The sequence below is a fragment of the Bradyrhizobium sp. IC3123 genome, assembly GCF_020193625.1.
Taxonomy (GTDB): domain Bacteria; phylum Pseudomonadota; class Alphaproteobacteria; order Rhizobiales; family Xanthobacteraceae; genus Bradyrhizobium; species Bradyrhizobium yuanmingense.
Genome location: NZ_JADYVF010000010.1, coordinates 29,537 through 51,661, shown reverse-complemented (window position 1 = coordinate 51,661; position 22,125 = coordinate 29,537). Strand labels below are relative to the sequence as shown.

Annotated in this window: 21 protein-coding genes and 2 pseudogenes; 22 read left to right on the top strand and 1 reads right to left on the bottom strand. The window is 61.9% G+C overall.

Going from position 1 to position 22,125, the window contains the following annotated elements; translation table 11 throughout:
- The first annotated feature begins 7 nt into the window (after positions 1-7).
- From I6F20_RS38410 to I6F20_RS27310, 5 genes are all read left to right on the top strand, one after another.
- Complete coding sequence (locus I6F20_RS38410) at positions 8-1,456, top strand: strawberry notch C-terminal domain-containing protein (protein ID WP_518513072.1); 1,449 nt, start codon at positions 8-10, stop codon at positions 1,454-1,456.
- On the top strand, positions 1,456-2,517 hold the full coding sequence (locus I6F20_RS27325) for a DUF7146 domain-containing protein (RefSeq protein ID WP_225128629.1): 1,062 nt from the start codon (positions 1,456-1,458) through the stop codon (positions 2,515-2,517). The genes I6F20_RS38410 and I6F20_RS27325 overlap by 1 nt, the downstream gene beginning before the upstream one ends.
- Positions 2,518-2,844: 327 nt before the next feature.
- On the top strand, positions 2,845-3,768 hold the full coding sequence (locus I6F20_RS27320; protein ID WP_225128627.1) for a DUF2493 domain-containing protein: 924 nt from the start codon (positions 2,845-2,847) through the stop codon (positions 3,766-3,768).
- A 138-nt stretch (positions 3,769-3,906) separates the two neighbouring features.
- The gene (locus tag I6F20_RS27315; protein WP_225128625.1) at positions 3,907-4,356 is read left to right on the top strand and encodes a hypothetical protein; all 450 of its coding nucleotides are present in this window, start codon (positions 3,907-3,909) and stop codon (positions 4,354-4,356) included.
- A 573-nt stretch (positions 4,357-4,929) separates the two neighbouring features.
- On the top strand, positions 4,930-5,250 hold the full coding sequence (locus I6F20_RS27310; RefSeq protein WP_128948358.1) for a DUF736 domain-containing protein: 321 nt from the start codon (positions 4,930-4,932) through the stop codon (positions 5,248-5,250).
- A 66-nt stretch (positions 5,251-5,316) separates the two neighbouring features.
- On the opposite strand, the pseudogene I6F20_RS27305 reads toward I6F20_RS27310, so the two are convergent.
- Positions 5,317-5,519, bottom strand: a pseudogene (locus I6F20_RS27305) (helix-turn-helix domain-containing protein).
- Between the two features lie 209 nt (positions 5,520-5,728).
- Here I6F20_RS27305 and I6F20_RS27300 point away from each other — a divergent pair.
- The 17 genes and pseudogenes from I6F20_RS27300 to trbL form a co-directional block, all read left to right on the top strand.
- Positions 5,729-5,973: pseudogene (locus I6F20_RS27300) on the top strand (DUF2285 domain-containing protein); the annotation flags it as partial.
- A gap of 281 nt (positions 5,974-6,254) precedes the next feature.
- Positions 6,255-6,536 carry a helix-turn-helix transcriptional regulator gene (locus I6F20_RS27295; RefSeq protein WP_008561544.1) on the top strand — a complete coding sequence of 94 codons (282 nt, stop codon included), beginning with the start codon at positions 6,255-6,257 and terminating at the stop codon, positions 6,534-6,536.
- 22 nt (positions 6,537-6,558) lie between these two features.
- Positions 6,559-7,440 (top strand): replication initiator protein A, encoded by an 882-nt coding sequence (locus I6F20_RS27290; RefSeq protein ID WP_225128623.1) that lies wholly within the window; start codon positions 6,559-6,561, stop codon positions 7,438-7,440.
- A 289-nt stretch (positions 7,441-7,729) separates the two neighbouring features.
- Complete coding sequence (locus I6F20_RS27285) at positions 7,730-8,194, top strand: DUF2840 domain-containing protein (RefSeq protein ID WP_225128622.1); 465 nt, start codon at positions 7,730-7,732, stop codon at positions 8,192-8,194.
- On the top strand, positions 8,191-8,703 hold the full coding sequence (locus I6F20_RS27280; RefSeq protein ID WP_225128621.1) for a S26 family signal peptidase: 513 nt from the start codon (positions 8,191-8,193) through the stop codon (positions 8,701-8,703). The genes I6F20_RS27285 and I6F20_RS27280 overlap by 4 nt, the downstream gene beginning before the upstream one ends.
- A 2-nt stretch (positions 8,704-8,705) precedes the next feature.
- Entirely contained in the window at positions 8,706-9,536 is an 831-nt protein-coding gene (locus I6F20_RS27275; protein WP_225128620.1) for a lytic transglycosylase domain-containing protein, read from the top strand.
- 385 nt (positions 9,537-9,921) lie between these two features.
- Complete coding sequence (locus I6F20_RS27270) at positions 9,922-11,685, top strand: DUF3363 domain-containing protein (protein ID WP_225128619.1); 1,764 nt, start codon at positions 9,922-9,924, stop codon at positions 11,683-11,685.
- A 36-nt stretch (positions 11,686-11,721) separates the two neighbouring features.
- The gene (locus tag I6F20_RS27265; protein WP_225128618.1) at positions 11,722-13,710 is read left to right on the top strand and encodes a conjugal transfer protein TraG; all 1,989 of its coding nucleotides are present in this window, start codon (positions 11,722-11,724) and stop codon (positions 13,708-13,710) included.
- A gap of 5 nt (positions 13,711-13,715) precedes the next feature.
- A complete protein-coding gene (locus I6F20_RS27260; protein ID WP_225128617.1) occupies positions 13,716-14,141 on the top strand; it encodes a ribbon-helix-helix domain-containing protein in 426 nt (141 codons plus the stop codon).
- 135 nt (positions 14,142-14,276) lie between these two features.
- Positions 14,277-15,611 (top strand): MFS transporter, encoded by a 1,335-nt coding sequence (locus tag I6F20_RS27255; RefSeq protein WP_225128616.1) that lies wholly within the window; start codon positions 14,277-14,279, stop codon positions 15,609-15,611.
- 230 nt (positions 15,612-15,841) lie between these two features.
- Positions 15,842-16,756 (top strand): P-type conjugative transfer ATPase TrbB, encoded by a 915-nt coding sequence (trbB, locus tag I6F20_RS27250; RefSeq protein ID WP_225128792.1) that lies wholly within the window; start codon positions 15,842-15,844, stop codon positions 16,754-16,756.
- Between the two features lies 1 nt (position 16,757).
- The gene (locus I6F20_RS27245) at positions 16,758-17,081 is read left to right on the top strand and encodes a TrbC/VirB2 family type IV secretion system protein (protein WP_225128615.1); all 324 of its coding nucleotides are present in this window, start codon (positions 16,758-16,760) and stop codon (positions 17,079-17,081) included.
- Positions 17,081-17,344, top strand: coding sequence for a VirB3 family type IV secretion system protein (locus I6F20_RS27240; protein WP_225128614.1), 264 nt, complete (start codon positions 17,081-17,083; stop codon positions 17,342-17,344). Before I6F20_RS27245 ends, I6F20_RS27240 begins: the two co-directional genes overlap by 1 nt.
- 10 nt (positions 17,345-17,354) lie before the next feature.
- The gene (trbE, locus tag I6F20_RS27235) at positions 17,355-19,796 is read left to right on the top strand and encodes a conjugal transfer protein TrbE (protein WP_225128613.1); all 2,442 of its coding nucleotides are present in this window, start codon (positions 17,355-17,357) and stop codon (positions 19,794-19,796) included.
- The gene (trbJ, locus tag I6F20_RS27230; protein ID WP_225128611.1) at positions 19,793-20,524 is read left to right on the top strand and encodes a P-type conjugative transfer protein TrbJ; all 732 of its coding nucleotides are present in this window, start codon (positions 19,793-19,795) and stop codon (positions 20,522-20,524) included. Before trbE ends, trbJ begins: the two co-directional genes overlap by 4 nt.
- Positions 20,524-20,895, top strand: coding sequence for a putative entry exclusion protein TrbK-alt (trbK-alt, locus tag I6F20_RS27225; protein WP_225128609.1), 372 nt, complete (start codon positions 20,524-20,526; stop codon positions 20,893-20,895). The genes trbJ and trbK-alt overlap by 1 nt, the downstream gene beginning before the upstream one ends.
- On the top strand, positions 20,892-22,118 hold the full coding sequence (gene trbL, locus I6F20_RS27220) for a P-type conjugative transfer protein TrbL (protein WP_225128607.1): 1,227 nt from the start codon (positions 20,892-20,894) through the stop codon (positions 22,116-22,118). Before trbK-alt ends, trbL begins: the two co-directional genes overlap by 4 nt.
- Positions 22,119-22,125 lie beyond the last annotated feature (7 nt).

Below are 22,125 nucleotides of genomic sequence, written 5' to 3'. Positions count from 1 at the left end.
GGCCTTCATGGACGACGTCAAGCGAATCCTCGTGTTCTCCGACGCGGGCGGCACGGGGAGGAGCTACCACGCCGAGCTGTCGGCCCGGAATCGCCGCTTGCGGGTCCACTATTTGCTTGAGCCCGGCTGGAAGGCGGATGCTGCGATCCAGGGGCTCGGCCGCACAAACCGGACCAATCAGGCGCAGCCCCCGCTGTTTCGGCCCATCGCGACCGACGTGAAGGCCGAAAAGCGCTTCCTCAGCACCATCGCGCGCCGGCTCGACACATTGGGGGCCATTACGCGCGGCCAGCGCCAGACCGGAGGACAGGGCCTCTTCCGGCCCGAGGACAATCTCGAAAGTCAGTACGGGCGCGATGCTTTGCGTCAACTCTACATGCTGCTGGTGCGCGGCAAAGTCGACGGCTGTTCGCTCGAGAAGTTCGAGGATGCAACCGGCCTGAAGCTGACAGATGCCAATGGGCTCAGGGATGACCTGCCGCCGATCACGACCTTCCTGAACAGGTTGTTGGCGCTCACCATCGACCTGCAAAATGTCCTGTTCACTGCTTTCGAGCAGCTCTTGACCGCCCGGATCGAGGGCGCGGTCGCATCGGGCACGTACGATGTCGGATTGGAAACGCTCCGCGCCGAAAGCTTTGTCGTCAGCGGCCGGCGGACGATCTATGTCCATCCGCGCACAGGTGCCGAGACGCGGCTGCTCAGCGTCATCCAGCGCCGGCGTAACCATCCCGTTGGTTTGGATGACGCCCTTACTCGTCTTTCCAATCCTGCCGTCCTGCTGATCAACGAGCGCTCAGGAAGGGCCGCCGTGCAGGTTCCGGCCGCGAGCATCATGCTCGACGACGGCGACATCGAGCGCCGCGTCCGCCTGATCCGCCCTATGGAGCAGCACCAAGTCCGACTGAACATGATGGCGGAGAGCCATTGGGTCGAAGCGGATCGCGAACGTTTTGCCGCGGCCTGGCTGGCGGAGCTCGCCGAGGTGCCTGAGTTCACGGAAAGCACGATCCACGTAGTGGCCGGCTTGCTGTTGCCCATCTGGAAACGCTTGCCGAACGAATCGACCCGCGTCTATCGGCTCCAGACCGATGCGGGCGAGCGCATCATCGGCCGCAAGGTTTCTGCGGCGTGGGTCGCAAACGCCTTCGCGGCGGACGCGCCTACGCTATCGCCGGACACTGCCTTTGCGGCCTTGATGGAAGGACGCACCCTCCTCGATCTCGCGGAAGGGCTCCAGCTTCGTCGCGTCCGGGTGATGGGCGCATGCCGCATCGAGCTATCGGGATTCAACGACACGATGCGCGATCGCCTCCGTGCTTACGGCCTCTTTGGAGAGATCATCTCCTGGAAGCTGCGGATGTTTGTGCCCACAGACGAAAGCGGCGTCGGGATCCTGACAAAGGTGCTCGAAACCTACCCGGTCGCGCGCGTCAGTGAGCGGGTGGCTGCGTGATGTCCCCCGCGCCTTGCGAACTGGCATGCCGCCTCGCGCGCGAGGCCGAGGCCGTGTGCCGATACTATCTCTCCAATGGCAAGCGCGCGGGGCGGTACTGGGTGGTCGGCGACGTCCGCAACAAGCCGGGCCGCTCGATGTTCGTGCGGCTTCAGGAATCACCGAAGGGCCCTGCCGGCAAGTGGACCGACGCTGCGACCGGCGAGCATGGCGACCTCCTCGACATCATCCGCGAATGCCGGGGGTTGCGCGACTTCAGCGCGGCCGCCGAGGAGGCGAGACGGTTTCTGAAGCTGCCTCGTCCCGTGCCCCAGCTGACCTCGAAACCCGTTCGTTCGGTAGCGCCGGCTGGATCGCAGGAAGCCGCCCGTCGGCTCTTTGCGATATCCAGTCCGATCGAGGGGACGGTGGTCGAAAAATACTTGCAGCGTCGCGGGATAACCCACATCCACCATGGTGGCAGCCTGCGCTTCCACCCTCGTTGCTACTATCGACCGGATGAGCATTCGCCCACCGAGACCTGGCCGGCGATGATTGCCCGCGTCACGGACCTCGAGGGGCGGATCACCGGAGCGCACCGAACCTGGCTCGATCCAGACGGCTTTGATCGCGTTCGTCTCGGCAAGGCTCCGATCGACACGCCACGACGGGCTATGGGTGACCTGCTCGGCAACGCCGTCCGCTTCGGTGTGGTGGGCGACGTGCTCGCCGCCGGCGAGGGGATTGAGACCATGCTTTCATTGCGTTACGTGCTGCCGACCATGCCCATGGCTGCCGCGATTTCGGCCAATCATCTCGCAGCAATCATGCTGCCATCTGGCCTGCGTCGGCTCTATATCGCCCGCGATGACGATGCTGCCGGAGATGCCGTACAGGCGATTCTCACCCAGCGCGCCGAAGAGGCCGGCGTTGAAGCGATCACCCTGTCGCCCCGGCTGGGGGATTTCAACGAAGACCTGCACATCTTCGGTCTCGAGGCCCTCCGAGCAGAGTTACGGCTTCAACTCGCACCAGAGGACGTCGTCCGCTTCCTGCATTCGTCGACAGTAGCCGCAGAATAGGCCGGTGCTTCGATCGACGTTGATAGCTCGGTCGTTCCAAGGCCATTGCCGGAAGAGGACGCGACCTCGGCCTTCTAGAGGGCGATCGGACGGCAAGCGGACCGGGCCGGCAATGGCTACGCCCGGCTATTTTCCGCCGCGCGCTGGCGATGAGAAGACATCAGCCATTAGACCGGCGCGCTTTGCATCGCGAAGCAAAATAGCCGGCCTCCGCCATCCTCCGCTGCCGCTTCGGCCCTTGCGGGTTCTGGCCCGTTCCGCCCGCCGTCTGAGTGATCGCCACGAAGGCCGCGATGGGCGCGGCCGATCCGGAAAAGGATCACTCCAATGACCGACAACGACGATATCGAACCGCCGCACGCCTCTTCTCCAACTGACCACGTGCTGACCGAACTACAGCTCTTCGGCTACCGTCCCTTCGACGACCAGCCTGACCCACGACCGCTCCCCGAGGGCAAGATGATCGCTGGCGCCGTCGCCGATGTGTTCGACGCCCTGGTCGCGACGTTGAGCGACACGCGGCTCGAGCCGGACCTGGGCGATCTGCTGTGGTCGACCGTCAACCTGTTCCATCGAGCCGTCGACCGCATCGAACGCCATCTAGACGATAACGAGCAGGCGCAGCAGAAGAGCCAGCGCGAGCAGAATGGCTCTGAGGTCCGATCAGTCGAACTCGAGCGCTTGACGGCCGAGGGCATCACTTTGATCGAGCGCCGCAACTGCCTGGAACTCTTCCGCGATCAGGCCATCGAACGCTTTGAGACTCACACCGGATCCTCCTGGCGCCCTCGATCGGGATCACTGGTGAATCATCGCACGCTGACCGCAGCAATGATCGACTCCCGCGACTTCATCGCAGCAAAACGTCGCGCTGAAACCGAGGTCTTGTTGCCGGAAGGACCGAAGATCGCACTCACCGGCGGGCTAGACTTTAATGACTACCACCTCATCTGGGACCGCCTCGACAAGGTTTACGCCAAGCATCCCGACATGGTCCTGCTCCATGGCGGCTCGCCGAAAGGTGCGGAGCTTATCGCCTCCAAATGGGCGACTAATCACAAGGTGCCTCAGATCGCATTCAAGCCTGACTGGACCAAGTACGCCAAGGCAGCCCCATTCAAACGCAACGACGCCATGCTCGAACTCCTGCCGATTGGCGTCATGCACTTCCCGGGCACAGGAATCCAGGACAACCTGGCGGACAAAGCAAAGCGCCTCGGCATCCCGGTCTGGAGGTTCGGCGGCACATAAGCCGTCTTCTCGCCTCCAAACAGTTGGAGCGGGGGGCATGCGCCGCAACTCCGCCTCCTTTCCGTCTCATGTTCAGAGTTGCGCCGTGGTGGTGGTGGAAGGCGCGACTGGTACATCTATGCACATGGAGCCACCACCATGCTTGCCCTTGGGCTTGCCATCAACACACTCGGCATCGGCTTGTTCTGCTGGGCGATCTTTGCGATCGCTGTGTATGCACTGCCGTTTTTCGTCGCTCTCAGTATCGGAATGACTACGTTTCGGAGCGGCGCCGGCCTCATTGGTGCGGTACTTATCGCGACGGCCGGCGGTGCGCTGACGCTCGTCCTCGGCCAAGTCGCCGTCGCAATTACCCGGTCCTTGGCTTTGCGCATCGCGATCGCGACAGCATTTGCTATTCCCGCCGCCGTTGCCGGCTATCATGTGGTGTTCGCCCTGTCCCAGATTGGGGTGCCTTCGTTGGTTTGGCGTGAAGTCTTCGCTTGCCTGGGCGCGGTTTGCATTGGCGTTACGTCATGGACGCGCTTGATCGTTCCGGCGGAGACCCGCCCGTTCGAGCCGGGTAGGGTGGTGGAGAGTCCGTCCTAACCAGTTCTTACGGCCGGAAGGCCTGAGAGATGACCATTTACCTCCTTCATCGTCGAACAGGTTCGCATAGATCGGCGCGCTGAACGGGAGCGATCGAGCGCGGGAGAGGCAGTCCGCCTCGGAGCTCTCGATCAAGCCGCCGGCGTTCGGGTCTGGCCCACGCAGCCGCGGCGGAGCGGTGTTGCGCCGATCCATTCGTGCGAGACGATACCGCCCTTTGCAGAAAATTGTTTCTCTTTCTGCGCTGAATGGTTCCGACCTCTTGTTCAGCAAAGCCGATATGAGTCATGTCTTCTCCTGAGATTGCGGTTCAGCACGCCGACGCACGTGGCCTCATGGATGGCTTGATCTGGCCGAAGACCGGCTTCGCCTCGATCGTCTGAGCCGCAACGCCGTTGATGCGACTTTCTTCCCCTGGGCTTCGCCCATTCCTCGCGAGTCAAGAAAGTCGCCACAACGGCGTCCTCCGCTGCGCTCCGGCCCGCGGGCGGGTGCGTCGCCGATCGTCTTCGCCCCTAGATCGCCATCGAGGCCGCGGTGGTCGCGGGCTCGAAACACAACAGGAGAAGTGACATGGCTAACATCGGTTCTTTCAAGAAGGTCGGCAACGATTTCCAGGGCGAGATTGTCACCCTGAGCCTGCAAGCCAAGGGCGTCCGCATCGTCGCCGAGACCAACCGGTCCAACGACAACGCCCCCAGCCACCGCATCTATGTGGGGCGCGCGGAGATCGGCGCAGCCTGGTCGAAGCGTTCCGAGGAAGGCCGCGACTACCTCTCACTCAAGCTCGACGACCCCTCGTTCAACGCTCCGATCTATGCGAACCTCTTCGAGGACGAAAGCGGCGAAGGCTACACGCTCCTCTGGTCGCGGCCGCGTAAGAACGGTGAGTAAGCTCGCTCAATCAAGCCCCGCCCGGTTCGCCGGACGGGGCACTTCGCGCCCGGGCTGAGGTGCGGATTACGATTTGCTAAGCCGCGCAGCCCTTTTGAGCGGGTCTTCCGGCTTGCCCCCTAATGCTTCAGCAATCTGCCCGAGCACGGTATCGCTTGCTGATGCGTCGCCGATGGCGCCGACATAACGGCGATTAGACCCGCACGCTCGGCCAGCTCCTCCTGCGTCATTTGTAGATCATGGCGTTTCCGACGCAGAGTCACAGCCATGATCTCTTGAGATCCATGGCGATATGGGAAACTGACCGGAACGATCGTTCTAGCAACGATCGTTTCTATTCGTGTCCGAACATGCTATCGATGTGACGACGCTACGTGCGCGACCGAGCTCGGCCGTGTGTCTACCCAAGGGCTATCCTGGATTCCAACGCGCATCGGAGACCATGGCGTAGCTTATAGGCGTTCTAAAAGCGGGTATGATGCAGGAGCGAGCCCCAGATCCAGACGTAGCTGACAGTGCGCCGAACGAGCCGACGTTGACGGCCTATAACGAACAGCATGTCGTCACGTACGTTCGCCTTCTGCACGGCCGGCGGTGAGGGGGCGGACTGGGGCGAAGTGGCTCAAGTGGTCCGACCGAGAGCCGGACCGTGCGCGGCGCGCATATCAGAGTCATCTTGCTCGTGCCAAATGGGTGACTGAGCAAGGGCGACTCTTACTCGGCGCCTGTCCGGCAAGAACCGCGTCCCCGATCGCGCTTAGAAGACCCACGAACTGCGTAATCGAACGATCCGCCTGGTGCAAGCCGGCCTCGCGTTGATGCGCGGTGGTCACCGCAAAAAATTCTGCGGCCCGGGCGCAGGGATGGGTAGCGTCGTTCCCAAGGCGTGCCGAAAACCGCTCCCTCCATATTCGGCATCCCCCTCCGAGAACCTGCTCCTCCATGATGGCCGCACACACGCTAGCGCCGCCATCCGTGGTGCGCTGTCATCCTGGAGTCCCCAAATGCCCGATCCGATGGCCGGTCTACCCCCGCGCTTCCTGCGTACCCCGGAGGCCGCGCGTTACCTCGGCCTCTCCGGTCGCACGCTGGAGAAGCACCGCACGTACGGCACCGGACCAACATATCGGAAGATTGGCGGACGTGTCGTCTACGCCGTCGATGACCTGAAAGCGTGGGCCGACCGCGGCGCCAAGACCTCGACATCCGATCCCGGCAAGGGGACCGTGCTGCCCGCCAAGAAGCATCCGGCCCTGCGTCCCTATGCAGGTCAGGAACGTCGCTGATAGCCGCGTGAGAGCAGTGACCATGCGGCGCAAACACCATTCCGAGCGCGGCCAGCTTGAGCTCTTTCGGGCGCTGCCCGGCGATCTCGCGCCGCGAGATGCGCAGGATCTGATGGCCTATCCGTTCTTCTCGCTCGCAAAAACGAAGCGGATTGTGCCGATCGATTTCCGCGCAGGTGCGATCTCAATTCGTGTCGAAGCTGTTCCGGAACACGGCATGGCGACCATTTGGGATGCAGACGTTCTGATCTGGGCCGCGTCTCAGATCGTCGAAGCCCGGGATGCGGGCCTGAAGACGTCGCGTCTGATGGCTGCAACGCCATACGAGATTCTAACGTTCGTTGGCCGCGGCACCAGCGCACGCGACTATCACCGTCTGAAGGCGGGCCTCGACAGACTTCAGTCAACGACGGTGCTGACGTCGATCCGCCAGCCGATGGAACGACGACGGCATCGCTTCTCCTGGATAAACGAGTGGAAGGAGACGGCGGATGCAAATGGCCGCCCATTCGGGCTCGAGCTGATCCTGCCGGATTGGTTCTATGCCGGCGTCATCGACGACGCGCTCGTGCTGACGATCGACCGCGCCTATTTCGAGCTCACCGGCGGACTTGAGCGGTGGCTTTATCGTCTTGTGCGCAAGCACGGCGGTCGGCAGGACGATGGCTGGAGCTTTGACCTTGCACACCTCCATGCCAAGTCCGGCATCCTCTCGCCGCTCAAGCACTTTGCTTACGACGTACGTCAGATCGTCCAGCGCCAGACATTGCCCGGTTATCAGCTCGTGCTCACACGGGATCTGAACGGCATCGAGCGGCTGAACTTCGCGCCAACGCCTGTTGATCCCCTGACGGCACGCTTGCGCCGGCGCGGTCTCATTCCAAATTCGGAGGACAACCTGTGAATCAGTTCGTGCTATCGAGGACCGCAACCCTCGTGCTATCGGGGACCCGATCCTCGTGCTATCGGGGACCGGAATCGACCTTAAAGGCTTGTTTCTCTGCGCTTTCCGGCCGCTCTAACTTTACTAACCAGAAATCCTTCGGATTTCTTCTAACGGACCAGGCCGCAAAGCGCTTGGGAGGTGGCCGGCAAAGCCGGCCCGTTCGCCCTGCTGGCCTTCACAAGCCGTACACGCACTTCCCGGCCGTCGAAGCGAACGGCTCCGAGGTCGAGCGTAGGGGAGCGGCGGTATGAGTGATCTTACCGAAGTAGAAGTGCTGTGGCTCGACAAGCGTATCGAAAACCGGATTCGGTTCGGTCGTGTCGTCAAGGAAAGGGAGCTTGAGCGCCATCGGCGCGTCCTGTCATTTGCGCCGGGCAGCATCTTTGCTTTCGCCCGATGGACCTCCAACGACTTTGGGGCAATCATTTCGCGGATCGACATCTTGCGCGCAGTCGCTCCGGGACAGCGCTGCTCGACCGTGCCGTATGTGAAGCCCGGCGGAGAGATTTTGCTGCGTCTGTCCGGCTGGCCGAAGGTCGAACGAGTGCTGCAAATGATCGATGCCGTTGAGGCACTCGGCATCGATCCTGCTGATGTCGCGCCCGATCATTGGCATCACGTTCATAACCGCCTGTCGGTTAACGAAAACCCGCGCCCGTATACGAAAGCGCGCCACCAGGCTTGGCTTCACCGTCAGAGGATCATGCGATGACGGGCCGCATGAAGACGCTGACCACCACGTTTGGTGTCGCTGCTGCGCTCATCGCGACGATCGTCCTGGAGCCGCTTCCGCTTTACATCTGGAACGCATCCGCAAGCGTGCCAATCGGTCTCTACCGCCTCCGACCGGCAGACCAATTCCAAGTCACTGATTTGGTCGCCGTGCAGCCGCCGGAGCCGCTCGCGACCTTCCTCGACTTGAACGGCTATTTACCCATCGGCGTCCCCATGCTGAAGCGCGTGCTCGCCCTTCCGGGGCAAAGTGTTTGCAGAACCGGCCTCGCGATTTCGGTCGACGATGTCGCGGTGGGCGAGGCGAAGGATCACGACAGACGGGGCAGGCCGCTGCCGAAATGGCAGGGCTGCCGCGTCGTTAGCGACGGCGAGCTGTTTCTGATGAACTGGCAGTCGGACGACTCTCTTGATGGCCGGTATTTTGGATTTCTTCCGGCGTCTAGCGTGATCGGCCGTGCGATGCCGGTATGGACGTGGGAGGAGTAATCATGCGTATTCGAGGTGTTCTCCTTGCCATTCCCTTGCTCGATCGATTGTGGGATCATTCCGTCGTCTCGATCGATGTCTGCAAGGCTGGCGCGAGCCCGACCGCGTCCTTTGGTCGGTTGGGCACGCGTGTTTGCGCTGTCGTGCCCCTGATGCTTCTTCTGACCGCCGGTGACAGTGCTGCTTTGGCCCAGAGCGGATCAGCCGCCCAGCCGGCGATCAGTCAGACCGCTCACTCATTTGCCGGTTTCATCAATGAAGCCTCACAACGCTTTGCGATTGCGCCGAACTGGATCCGATCAGTGCAAAGCGTCGAGAGTGCTGGTGACGTGCACGCCAGATCGCCAAAAGGCGCAATGGGCCTGATGCAAATCATGCCGGCGACCTGGGCGGAACTTCGCGAGCGCTACAATCTCGGGAACGACCCATACGACCCGCACGATAACATTCTGGCCGGTACGGCGTACTTACGCGAACTGCTCGATCGGTATGGCTCGCCTGGCGTGTTTGCCGCGTACAACGCGGGACCATCCCGCTATGAAGAGCATCTCGCAGGCGGCTCTTTGCCAGACGAGACGCGAGCATACGTCGCAAAGCTTCCAAATCTGCTAGCCATCGAACTGCCGCCGAGGTGGACGTCGACCCGACAGTCATCAGCAGCTGCGACGCTATTCGTCGCGCGAGCCAATCTCACGAAAACGAGCGATCGGTTGCCGGCGCTCATGCCATCCAGCGGTGTCACGACCGCAATCTCGGCGCCCGATGTTTCGCCCATGGTCCCCCGGCCAATCGGCGTGTTCGTCCCTCGATCGGATTCGGAAGTGTCGCAATGACCAAGTGTGTGGGTTCACAAGCTGGTGGCGTATGGGCGATGCCTTCGGCCCGCGCTCTACTCGTCGCTTCGCTCCTCACCGAGCCACCCTTCGGGTGTCTCGGCCCTTCGGGTAACGATCGCTATCGCAAGCGCTCGGAAGCAGTGGGGGCTCCGCGAGTTGGCTGGCAACTTGCGGCGGCCCTTTGGGGAACCGGCGACCGGGAGACCACGACGGCAGGACGGCGAGATAAAAGGGGCTCGCCGGTCGAACCGCAAGCCATTGGCATGGCATGGGTTCTGGCGTGCCGGTCGGTCGGGACGCGTGCCGCGCCGTGCATTTTGATGAATGCAATCAACGGCGTTTTCGGCACCGTGCATGCTTTTGATGCCTGGGAGGCCCTTCCGTGAGCGTGCGCGACAGCGACTTGCGCGTTCGGCCTGGGCGCATCCGCAGTACCCGCGCGCCGAAGCAAAAGAGCTTCATCAACCAGGTGCTGCGGGCGGCGAAGAGAGCGGGACACACCTCGGGCCAGGCCGCGGCTGGCAGGCGTTCTGCGGCCTATGGGCGCTCGACGTTTGGCCGCGGGCGCCTCGCCTTTAGCCGCGCCAGATTGTTCAGCCCAACGCGGCGCGTCGTGGTGAAGGCCCGCGTGGTTCGTCACAAAGGGAGAGCCTTCCGTTCAGCGCCAATGACGGCCCATCTTTCATATCTGAAGCGCGACGGCGTGACCCGGAGTGGTGAGCGGGCCGAGATGTTCGATGCTGGCAGCGATCGTGCCGATAGCGCGGCTTTCGCGGAGCGCTGTGAGGACGACCGGCATCATTTCAGGTTCATCGTCTCGCCGGAGGATGCGGGCGACATGACCGACCTGAAGGCCTTTACCCGCGATCTCGCCAAACAGATGGAGACGGATCTCGGGACGCGGATCGATTGGGTGGCCGTCGATCATTGGAATACCGACAACCCTCACGTCCATCTTCTCGTTCGGGGGATAGATGAGGAAGGGGCGGATCTCGTGATCTCCCGCGATTATATTAGCCGAGGTCTGCGCGCGCGCGCCGAGGAACTGGTCGCCATCGAACTGGGACCAAGACCAGAGCAGGAGATCCGCAATTCGCTGGAGAGGGAAGTCACAGCTGAACGGTGGACGCGGCTAGATCGGGAGATCCGGCTGGCGGCCGATGAGACCGGCACTATCGATCTTCGCCCCGAGAACCCGGGCAGCTCCGATCCTGAGATCCGGCGCCTGATGGTCGGTCGCCTTCAGCACCTTGAGAAGATGGGCCTTGCTGCCTCCGCCGCACCAGGCGAATGGATGGTCGGGCTTGAGGCCGAGCGTAGCTTGCGCGACCTCGGTATGCGCGGCGACATCATCAAGACCATGCACCGCGCCTTTACCGAGCGTGGAGAACCCCGCGGCGTTGCCGACTTCGTCATCGAGGGTGGACAGCCGACGGCCCAGATTATCGGACGCCTGGTCGACCGTGGACTGCATGACGAACTGACTGGCGAGGCCTACGCTCTGATCGACGGAACAGATGGACGCGCGCACCACGTGCGCTTCCGAGGGCTCGAGGCGTTCGAATATGCACCGCCCGTCGGCGGCATCGTCGAAGTCCGGAGTTTCGGTCCACCCGGCGATCCGCACCCCACCGTGGTGCTCGCGACCCGTTCCGATCTCGATCTTGGTGGTCAGGTCAAGGCAAGAGGGGCAACTTGGCTCGACCACAGGCTCGTCGAACGCAAGGCCATGCCGCTCGCCATGGGCGGCTTCGGCCGCGAGACACGCGACGCCATGGAAGCCCGTACCGAGCATCTGATCCAGGAAGGCCTGGCGCGGCGGCAGGGCCAACGCATCATATTGCAGCGCGACCTCTTGAACACTTTGCGCCGGCGTGAACTGGATGAGGTGGCCGCAAAAGTCTCGGCCGACACGCGCCTCCCTTACATGAAGCGTGACCCCGGGGAGCATGTGGCGGGCACATATCGCCAGCGGCTGACGCTCAGCTCAGGACGCTTCGCCATGATCGATAACGGGCTCGGCTTCCAGCTCGTGCCTTGGTCGCGCGAACTCGAAAAGAAACTCGGCCAACACGTCACCGGCGTCGTGAAGGACGGCGGTGGCATCGAATGGGGTTTTGGTCGGAAGCGCGACCTTGGCCTCTAGCAGTCTCTCCAATTCAGTTGCGGAAGGGCGTTCGGGATGTCCGGAACCAAAATCCTCTGGGGACAGGTGATCGTTGTCGGCCTGATCGTCTTGCTGGCCATCTGGGGAGCAACCGAGTGGACGGCCTGGCGGCTCGCCTGGCAACCGGAGCTTGGGCGGCCCTGGTTCGAACTGTGGGGCTTCAAGATTTACTACCCGCCAGTGTTCTTCTGGTGGTGGTTCGTTTACGATGCCTACGCGCCACAAATCTTTCTCGAGGGTGCCTTCATCGCGGCGTCGGGAACCTTTGTTTCGATCGCGGTGGCGATCGGCATGTCGGTGTGGCGCGCGCGTGAAGCCAAGAATGTCGAGACCTATGGTTCGGCGCGCTGGGCTGGTCTGGATGAGGTTCGAGCGGCCGGACTTCTCGGTCAGGATGGTGTGGTGCTCGGCAAGCTCGACCGGCACTACCTCCGCCACGACGGACCGGAGCACGTCTTGTGTTTTGCGCCCACTCGGTCCGGTAAGGGTGTTGGCCTAGTCGTTCCCTCGTTGCTGGCCTGGCCGGGCTCGGCCATCGTGCACGACATCAAAGGTGAGAACTGGCAACTGACGGCCGGCTTTCGCTCGCGACATGGCCGCGTCCTACTGTTCGACCCCACCAACCCAAAGTCCTCAGCCTACAATCCGCTGCTCGAGGTCCGGCGCGGCGAATGGGAAGTTCGCGATGTCCAGAACGTGGCCGACGTTCTCGTAGACCCCGAAGGATCGCTCGACAAGCGGAACCATTGGGAGAAGACGAGCCATTCGCTCCTGGTCGGCGCCATCCTCCATGTTCTCTACGCGGAGGTGGACAAGACCCTAGCCGGCGTCGCCTCCTTTCTGTCCGACCCGAAGCGGCCGATCGAGGCAACGTTGAAGGCCATGATGACCACGACGCACCTTGGCGAGCAGGGTGCGCATCCAGTGGTCGCCTCGACCGCGCGCGAGCTGCTCAACAAGTCGGAGAATGAACGTTCTGGCGTCCTATCCACCGCGATGTCGTTTCTCGGGCTGTACCGCGATCCTGTCGTGGCCCAAGCAACCCGCCGCTGCGATTGGCGGATTGCCGATCTGATCGCAGATAGCCGTCCCACGACGCTTTATCTCGTGGTGCCGCCCTCCGATATCTCGCGGACCAAGCCGCTGATCCGCCTGGTGCTGAACCAGATCGGCCGGCGCCTGACCGAAGATTTGCACGCCCGCGACCGCCGGCATCGAGTCCTGATGATGCTTGACGAGTTCCCGGCACTCGGTCGGCTTGATTTTTTCGAGTCCGCGCTCGCCTTCATGGCGGGATACGGCATCAAGAGTTTCTTGATTGCGCAGTCGCTCAATCAAATTGAGAAGGCCTACGGGCCTAACAACGCGATCCTCGATAACTGCCACGTCCGGGTCAGCTTCGCGACTAATGATGAGCGGACCGCCAAGCGGGTCTCCGACGCGCTAGGCACGGCGACCGAGATGCGCGCGATGAAGAACTACGCCGGGCACAGGTTGAACCCATGGCTTGGGCACCTGATGGTCTCACGGCAGGAAACTGCGAGGCCGCTGCTGACCCCAGGCGAAGTCATGCAGCTTCCGCCGGCAGACGAGATCGTCATGGTGGCAGGGACGGCGCCGATCCGGGCGAACAAGGTCCGCTACTACGAGGATCGGCGATTCACCGAGCGGGTTCTGCCGCCGCCCGGTCCTGGGACAGCCGGCCGATCATCGCGAACGGACGGATGGTCAGCGCTCCAAGTGCTGAAACCAACTGGAGGTCCAACTGCCAAAGCTGCGGAGGCCGAGGAAGACACAGCAAACAGCGGGCTCCGTCGTGAGCCCGAACTCCCCGATCACGTCGCGATCGCCAAGGAGACGACCGAACTAACGCCGGCAGAGGAATTCGCCGCCGTTCTTGATGATGACGAGGACACGGTCCGGCAGTCCCGGGTTATACGCCAACAGCTCCGTGGTGTCGCCCGTCAAGTCGCCATGGACCCTAATGACGGTATGGAGCTCTGAGCAGTATGCGCGACCGGATGAACGTCTATTTTCCGCCAGAGCTTCTGAAACAGATCTCGGAACTCGCCGATCGCAAGAAGCTTTCCAGGTCCGCGATCGTAGAAGCGGCTGTCGCTTCATTTTTGTCACCGGACGGCGCGGACAGACGGGAGGCGGCGTTTACCCGGCGCCTGGATCGGTTGTCGCGTCAGATGCAGAGGCTCGAGCGTGACGTTGGTTTGGCGGCTGAGACCTTGGCTCTCTTCATCCGTTTCTGGCTGACGATCACGCCACCGTTGCCCAACGACGCGCAGGCGGCCGCGCAAGTAAAGGGAAGGGAGCGCTTTGAAGGATTTGTCGAGGCGCTAGGGCGCCGTTTGCAAAAGGGGCAAAGCTTTCTGCGCGAGATTCCGGAAGATATTCGCCGTCAGGAACCGGTCGAAGAAGCTTAATTGAATCATGGAGAAAGACCGTTTCGCCGTTCCCTTCTTTTTGTTCGCTAACTTACGCCCGCAGTGATTTAGCTGAACTGACGAAAAGCTGGTCACGCTATCGGCTTGCACCAGCTGACAGCAAGAGGGGCCAGCATGCAGATTTCCGGGGCATGGCGCCTCACCGCGCGCGTATTTCTCCCGTTTGCGGTCGGATACTATCTTTCGTATCTGTATCGTACGATCAACGCTTTGATCGCCAGTCGTCTCAGCTCGGATACCGGGCTTGGGACTGCCGACCTCGGGTTGCTTACGTCGGTCTATTTCCTTGTTTTCGCGGCGGCCCAGATCCCCGTCGGCATATCGTTGGACCGCTTTGGTCCTCGCCGCGTACAGAGTGTTTTGCTCTTGCTCGCAGCAGTGGGCGCTTGGCTGTTTGCGGTATCGACCGGCTTCCTGTCACTTTTGATCGCACGTGCAATGATCGGGCTCGGCCTCGCGGCGGCGCTGACGGCTGGACTGAAATCCATGATCCTTTGGTTCCCCAGGGAACGCGTTGCCTTGCTGAACGGCTATATGGTCATGCTGGGCTCGCTAGGAGCGGTGACCGCTACGGCTCCCGTCGAACATCTGCTGGCTTGGATGGGCTGGCGGCAACTCTTTGAGGTCTTGGCGGCGGCCACCGGTGTGACGGCCGCTCTCATCTATGTCGTGGTACCCGAACGAGGCATTGTCTCGTCTATGGCGTCAACCCCCGCGACCCTTAGCTCCGTTTTCGGCGATTGCCGCTTTTGGCGAATGGCCCCGTTGTCGGCGACTTGCATTGGATCGGCCTGGTCCCTGCAGGGATTGTGGGCATCGCTATGGCTGGCCGACGTGGAGGGGCTTGATCGCGCAAGTCTCGTCAGACAGCTTTTCATGATGTCGATCGTACTTAGCGGTGGCGCTTGGTTATTCGGTATGACGGTCCATTGCATCAAACGAAGGGGAATTGGGGCGGAAACAGTATTGGCGCTGGTTGCAGCGCTATTTATCGCAGCTGAGTTTGCTTTGATCTTGCGAGCGCCTCTGCCATCCGTCTTGCCCTGGTCCGTTGTCGCAATTGTCGGAACGGCAACCGTGGTGAGCTTCGCGGTGATACTGGATTACTTTCCGCCGGAGCTTGCCGGTCGTGCGAACGGCGCCTTGAACGTTTTGCACTTTGGTTGGGCCTTTCTGGCACAATACGCGACAGGTCTTATCCTGGAGCAATGGTCTGCGAATGATGGCCGTAGGCCCGTCCAAGCTTATCAAGTCGCGTTCGGTCTCTACATAGCACTGCAGATCGCAGCGTTGGTCTGGTTCGCGCTGCCTTGGCGCCGATCCGTCGCTTCATGGATAAGTTCAATCGTCTTCTTCGAGCCGACCGATGTTTCCTACGCTGTCGAGACAGTTCGGCTCTATGAGGACTCGGTCATCCTCCTGCCAGCGGATGATGATGCGGAGTGGTGAGCAGCAATTCGCGGCGAGCGGATAAGATTAAGTAGCCGTCAAATATCGGTTTCTCAGTCTTTCTTTTTCTACGCCAGCCTACGATCACCGAAAGCGCTTGTTGCGCCAAGTCCATTGGTGCCTTTTCTAATCCTCCCCATATGAGGGAGTCTGAGGACGCTCTCATTCGGTGGGGGCGAACAGTGGCAATCCATTCCATTCAATCCGAAGCGAGCTCACGCGGTGCGCGAATGCTGCGTAGCGCGCTTGGCTCCGCGATTGCCGGCTACCTCGAAGACGAAGCGATCGTCGAGGTGATGCTCAACCCAGATGGGCGGCTGTGGATCGATCGGTTGTCGGATGGTCTGATCGACACAGGCGAAACTCTGTCCGCGGCGGATGGCGAACGCATTGTTCGCCTGGTAGCGCATCACGTGGGTGCCGAGGTGCATGCCGGTTCGCCACGGGTCTCGGCCGAATTGCCAGGGACCGGCGAGCGCTTCGAAGGTCTCTTGCCTCCGGTCGTTGCAGCACCGGCCTTTGCTATCCGCAAGCCCGCCGTCGCCGTGTTTACGCTTGACGACTACGTCGCCAGGGGGATCATGACCTCGGAGCAGGCCAAGATCCTGAGAGGCGCGGTCGACGCAAGGAAGAACATCCTCGTCGCCGGTGGGACATCGACCGGCAAGACAACGCTGACGAATGCCCTCTTGGCCGAGGTAGCAAAGAGCGCCGATCGGGTCGTTCTGATCGAAGACACGCGCGAACTCCAATGCAAAGCGCCCAATCTCGTGGCGCTGCGGACCAAAGATGGCGTGGCTACGCTATCCGATCTCGTTCGGTCCTCGCTGCGACTGCGTCCTGATCGTATTCCGGTTGGCGAGGTCCGCGGTGCGGAAGCACTCGATCTGCTCAAGGCCTGGGGCACCGGTCATCCCGGTGGCATCGGCACTATTCATGCGGGCACCGCGCTCGGCGCACTGCGGCGGCTCGAGCAGCTCATCCAGGAAGCCGTCATCACGGTTCCGCGGGCCCTGATCGCCGAGACCATCAACGTTATCGCCGTGCTGGCGGGGCGCGGCGCCGGCCGTCGCCTCGCCGAGCTTGCCCTCGTCACCGGGCTAGGGGCCGCCGGCGACTACGACCTTTCATCAGCAGGAGACTGACATGCGTCAGCAATTTCGCTTTCTTCGAGGTGCATCGTTGGCCGCCTTCGGCACGGTGGTCTTGGCAGTTCAGCCAGCATGGGCGGCTGGCTCGAACATGCCCTGGGAGCAGCCACTCAACCAGATCTTGCAGTCGGTCGAGGGACCGGTCGCCAAGATCATCGCCGTCATCATCATCGTGGTGACCGGTCTCACGCTCGCGTTTGGGGACTCGTCGGGTGGTTTCCGCAGGTTGATTCAGATCGTGTTCGGTCTGTCGATCGCGTTTGCCGCCTCGAGCTTCTTCCTTTCGTTCTTCTCCTTCGGCGGCGGCGTGGTTATCTGATGGATGAACCCCTCACAGGCTTTGCCGTGCCCGTTCACCGCGCGCTCACTGAGCCAATCCTGATGGGCGGCGCGCCGCGATCAGTTGCAATCGTGAACGGCACGCTTGCGGCAGCCCTTGGGCTCGGACTTCGGCTGTGGATCGCGGGACTTGTCCTCTGGTTCATCGGCCACATGGCCGCCGTCTGGGCCGCCAAGCGCGACCCCGCATTCGTCGATGTGGTGCGCCGACATCTGCGCATTCCCAGTCATCTCAATCTTTGAGTTATCGGTCATGTTGAACCTTGCCGAATATCGTCATTCCAGCGCGCGCCTCGCCGACTTCCTGCCCTGGGCAGCCCTCGTCGACGAGGGAATCATCCTGAACAAGGACGGCTCGTTCCAACGGACAGCAAAGTTCCGGGGGCCTGACCTCGACAGCGCGGTGCCGGCTGAGCTTGTAGCCGTCGCCAGCCGTCTGAACAACGCCGTGCGTCGCCTGGGATCGGGCTGCGCCGTGTTCGTTGAGGCGCAGCGTCACTTTGCGGGGGCGTACCCGCCTAACGTCTTTCCCGACATCGCGTCAGCGCTGGTCGATGCGGAACGAAGGGCTCAGTTCGAAGAGGCGAGTGCCCACTACGAGTCCAGCTACTTCTTGACCTTCCTCTATCTGCCACCCGAGGAGGGAGCCGCCAGGGCAGAGCGCCTGCTCTATGAGGGACGCGATCGGACTGTGGGAGCAGACGCCCGCGAGGTGCTCCGCGGATTTATCGACCAAACCAACCGTGTGCTGCAGCTCGTTGAAGGATTTATGCCGGAATGCGCGTGGCTCGATGATCAGGACACGCTGACCTACCTGCACTCGACGATCTCGACCAAGCGTCACCGCGTTCGCGTGCCTGAAATTCCGATGTACATCGACGCGCTGTTGTCCGACCAGCCGCTGACCGGCGGGCTAGAGCCGATGTTGGGCTCAGCCAATATTCGGGTCTTGACGATTGTCGGCTTTCCGGGTGCGACGACCCCGGGTATCCTGGACGATCTGAATCGTCTGGCATTCTCGTATCGTTGGTCGACGCGCGCAATCATGCTCGACAAGACCGACGCCACCAAACTGCTGACCAAGATTCGGCGGCAGTGGTTTGCCAAACGAAAGTCGATTGGCGCCATTCTCAAGGAGGTCATGACGAACGAGGCGTCGACGCTGCTCGATACCGACGCCCACAACAAGGCGCTTGATGCCGACGCAGCGTTGCAGGAACTGGGGTCGGATCAGATCGGACAAGCCTTTGTTACGGCGACCATCACTGTCTGGGACCGCGATCCCAACACTGCCGATGAAAAGCTGAGGCTGGTCGAGAAGGTCATACAGGGCCGTGATTTCACCTGCATAATCGAGACCGTGAACGCCGTCGAAGCCTGGCTCGGCAGTCTGCCCGGGCACGTCTACGCCAATGTGCGGCAGCCTCCGATTTCGACCCTCAACCTCGCCCATATGATTCCGATGTCGGCTGTTTGGGCCGGCGAGGCGAGGGATCTGCACTTCAAGGGTCCGCCGCTTCTGTTCGGCAAGACCGAGGGATCGACGCCCTTCCGGTTCTCGCTCCACGTCGGCGATGTCGGCCATACGCTAGTAGTGGGACCGACTGGAGCCGGCAAGTCGGTCCTGCTGGCCCTGATGGCGCTACAGTTCCGTCGTTACCCGAATTCGCAGGTCTTTGCCTTCGATTTCGGCGGTTCGATCCGGGCGGCCGCGATCGCCATGGGTGGCGACTGGCATGATCTCGGCGGTGCATTGTCTGACGGGGACGAAAACCCAGTCGCGCTGCAACCTTTGGCCTGGATCGATGATCCTTCCGAGCGAGGGTGGGCGACGGAATGGATCGGCGCGATCCTGGCACGGGAAAAGATCGAGATCACCCCTGAGGTCAAGGATCATCTGTGGTCGGCGCTAACATCTCTCGCTTCGGCGCCGAGGGAGGAACGCACCCTCACGGGCCTGTCAGTCCTTCTTCAATTGAACTCCCTGAAGCGCGCCCTGCAACCATACTGCCTGGGCGGAGCTTCCGGGCGCTTGCTCGATGCCGAATTCGAAGATCTCGGCGAGGCGTCGGTCCAGGCGTTTGAGACCGAAGGCTTGATCGGAACGAGTGCTGCGCCGACCGTGCTGGCGTATCTCTTCCATCGCATCGGGGACCGCCTCGACGGTCGGCCTACACTACTTATTGTCGATGAAGGCTGGCTTGCCCTCGATGACGAAGATTTTGCCGGCCAGCTCCGGGAATGGCTGAAGACGCTTCGCAAGAAGAATGCGTCCGTTATCTTTGCCACCCAATCGCTTTCGGATATTGACGGGTCCGCAATCGCGCCGGCGATCATCGAAAGCTGCCCAACGCGGCTGTTGCTGCCGAACGAGCGGGCGATCGAGCCGCAAATCACAGCGATCTATCGCCGCTTTGGCCTCAATGACCGCCAGATCGAGCTTCTGAGCCGCGCTACGCCCAAGCGCGACTACTACTGCCAATCTCGCCGCGGCAACCGGATGTTCGAACTTGGCCTTGGCGAGGTCGCTCTGGCCTTTACCGCAGCCTCTTCCAAGACAGACCAGGCAGCCATCTCGCAACTCCTCGCCGAACATGGACCTGACGGCTTCGTGCCGGCCTGGCTACAGCACCGTGGCGTCGCCTGGGCCCTCGACCTGATCCCCAACCTCGTCAATCTGGAGAAATCGCTATGAGGCGTCTTGGCCTATTGGCGGCCGCTGGCATGGTCGCGCTGATGCTCGACCTCAGGGTGCCCGCGCGGGCGCAGTGGATCGTCTTCGATCCCAACAACTACGTCCAGAGCGTCCTGACTGCCGCCCGTGAGCTGCAGCAGATCAACAACCAGATCACCTCGTTGCAGAACGAGGCGCAGATGCTGATCAATCAGGCAAAGAATCTGGCAAACCTGCCGTATTCATCCCTGCGCCAACTGCAATCCTCGATCCAGCGGACCCAGCAATTGCTGGCCCAGGCCCAGCGGATCGCCTACGACGTCGATCAGATCGATCGCGCGTTCTCGACCAGCTACGCGCCAGCGACCAGCAGCCAATCGAACCAGTTACTGATCTCCAATGCTCAATCGCGTTGGCAGAATTCCTATGCCGCAACGCAAGACGCGCTTCGCGTCCAGGCCGGCATCGTTGGCAATCTCGACACCAACCGTGTCCAGACCTCCGCGCTCGTCATGTCTAGCCAGGGCGCAAGCGGCGCTCTGCAGGCAACACAAGCTGGTAACCAGATTCTCGCGCTTAACGCGCAGCAGCTCGCCGACCTCACCGCTGTCGTGACGGCGCAGGGCAGGGCGCAAAGCCTTGAAGCAGCGCAACGCGCCTCGGCCCAGGACCAGGGCCGCGAGCAGCTTCGACGGTTTCTTACGCCAGGGCAGGGTTATCAATCATCCAGCGTGCAGATGTTCCACTGATGACGGACATTCGGGCATTCAAGGCGTTGTCGCTGCTGACGACAATCGGCGTTTTGGTGGTCACAGCCTGCACGATTCAGCTTCGCGGTAGTGACGAGTCGCCCGCGCTGCCGAAGACGGAGCGGACGACAGATGGAGCCAACCCTGATCTCGCACGCTGCCGCAGCGTCACTGCTGAGGAAACAGCAGGTTATCGGCATTGCCAGCAGATTTGGGCCGAAAACCGGCGCCGCTTCTTGGGCAGGAAGAACGTTCCCGCAGATCCTGGCCAAGACGATTCCACCGCAGGCTTGGCGTCCGCCCGAAAGGATCAGAGCCGGATCCCGCAAGGTTATCCGGGACCGGCGATGCCTGAGGCGAGCAAGCCATGACTGGTACGGGGATCATTGACCAGTTCCTTGAAACGTTCACGCGATATATTGACAACGGTTTTGGGCTGCTCGGCAGCGATGTCGGATATCTCGCAACGACCCTTGCTGCGATCGACATCACGCTCGCCGCGTTGTTCTGGAGTTGGGGGCCGGACGAAGACATTATCGCGCGCCTCGTCAAGAAAACGCTCTTCGTAGGCGTCTTTGCCTACCTGATCGGCAACTGGAACAGCTTGGCGCGCACCGTCTTCGAGAGTTTCGCCGGTCTTGGACTGAAAGCATCGGGCGCAAGCCTCTCCGCGGCAGATTTCCTGCGACCGGGAAAGATCGCCCAAGTCGGCCTCGATGCCGGTCGACCATTGCTTGATTCGATCTCCAACCTGATGGGCTACATCAGCTTCTTCGAGAATTTCGTCCAGATCGTCGTTCTCCTATTCGCCTGGATTGTGGTGCTGCTCGCCTTCTTCATTCTGGCGATCCAGCTCTTTGTCACCCTGATCGAATTCAAGCTCACGACGCTGGCCGGCTTCGTGCTCATTCCCTTTGGCTTGTTTGGCAAGACTGCCTTCGCGGCGGAGCGCGTTCTGGGCAACGTCATATCTTCCGGCATCAAGATCCTGGTCCTGGCCGTCATCGTCGGCATCGGCTCCACCCTGTTCTCGCAGTTCACCGCAGGTTTCGGCGGTGCACAGCCGACCATCGAAGACGCGATGACACTGGTGCTCGCGGCGCTTTCCTTGCTGGGCCTCGGCATCTTCGGTCCGGGTATCGCAAACGGCCTAGTGTCGGGCGGACCTCAACTTGGCGCCGGCGCCGCGATTGGAACAGGCCTTGCTGCTGGCGGCATTGTTGCAGCTGGCGCGGGACTTGCCGCTGGCGGTGCCGGTCTCGCTGGCGGTGCGGTTGCAGGCGCCGCGCGCGGTGGCGGCGCTGTCATAAGCGGAGCAACAGCCGCCTATCGAAGCGGCGGCCTTGCCGGCGTCGCGGAGGCTGGCGCTTCGGCTGCGTGGAGTCCATTGCGCCGGGCAGCGGCTACCTTCGGAGGTAGCCAAGCGGGCGACCAGGGCGCGAGCGCTCCGGCCGACGGGCAGCCTGATTGGGCTCGCCGCATGAAGCGTGCTCAGATCATTCAGCACGGTGCCTCGGCTGCTGGCCACGCCGTCCGCTCGGGCGATCATGGTGGCAGCGGCTCTTCCGTCGATTTGTCCGAAGGAGAACGCTGAGACGCAC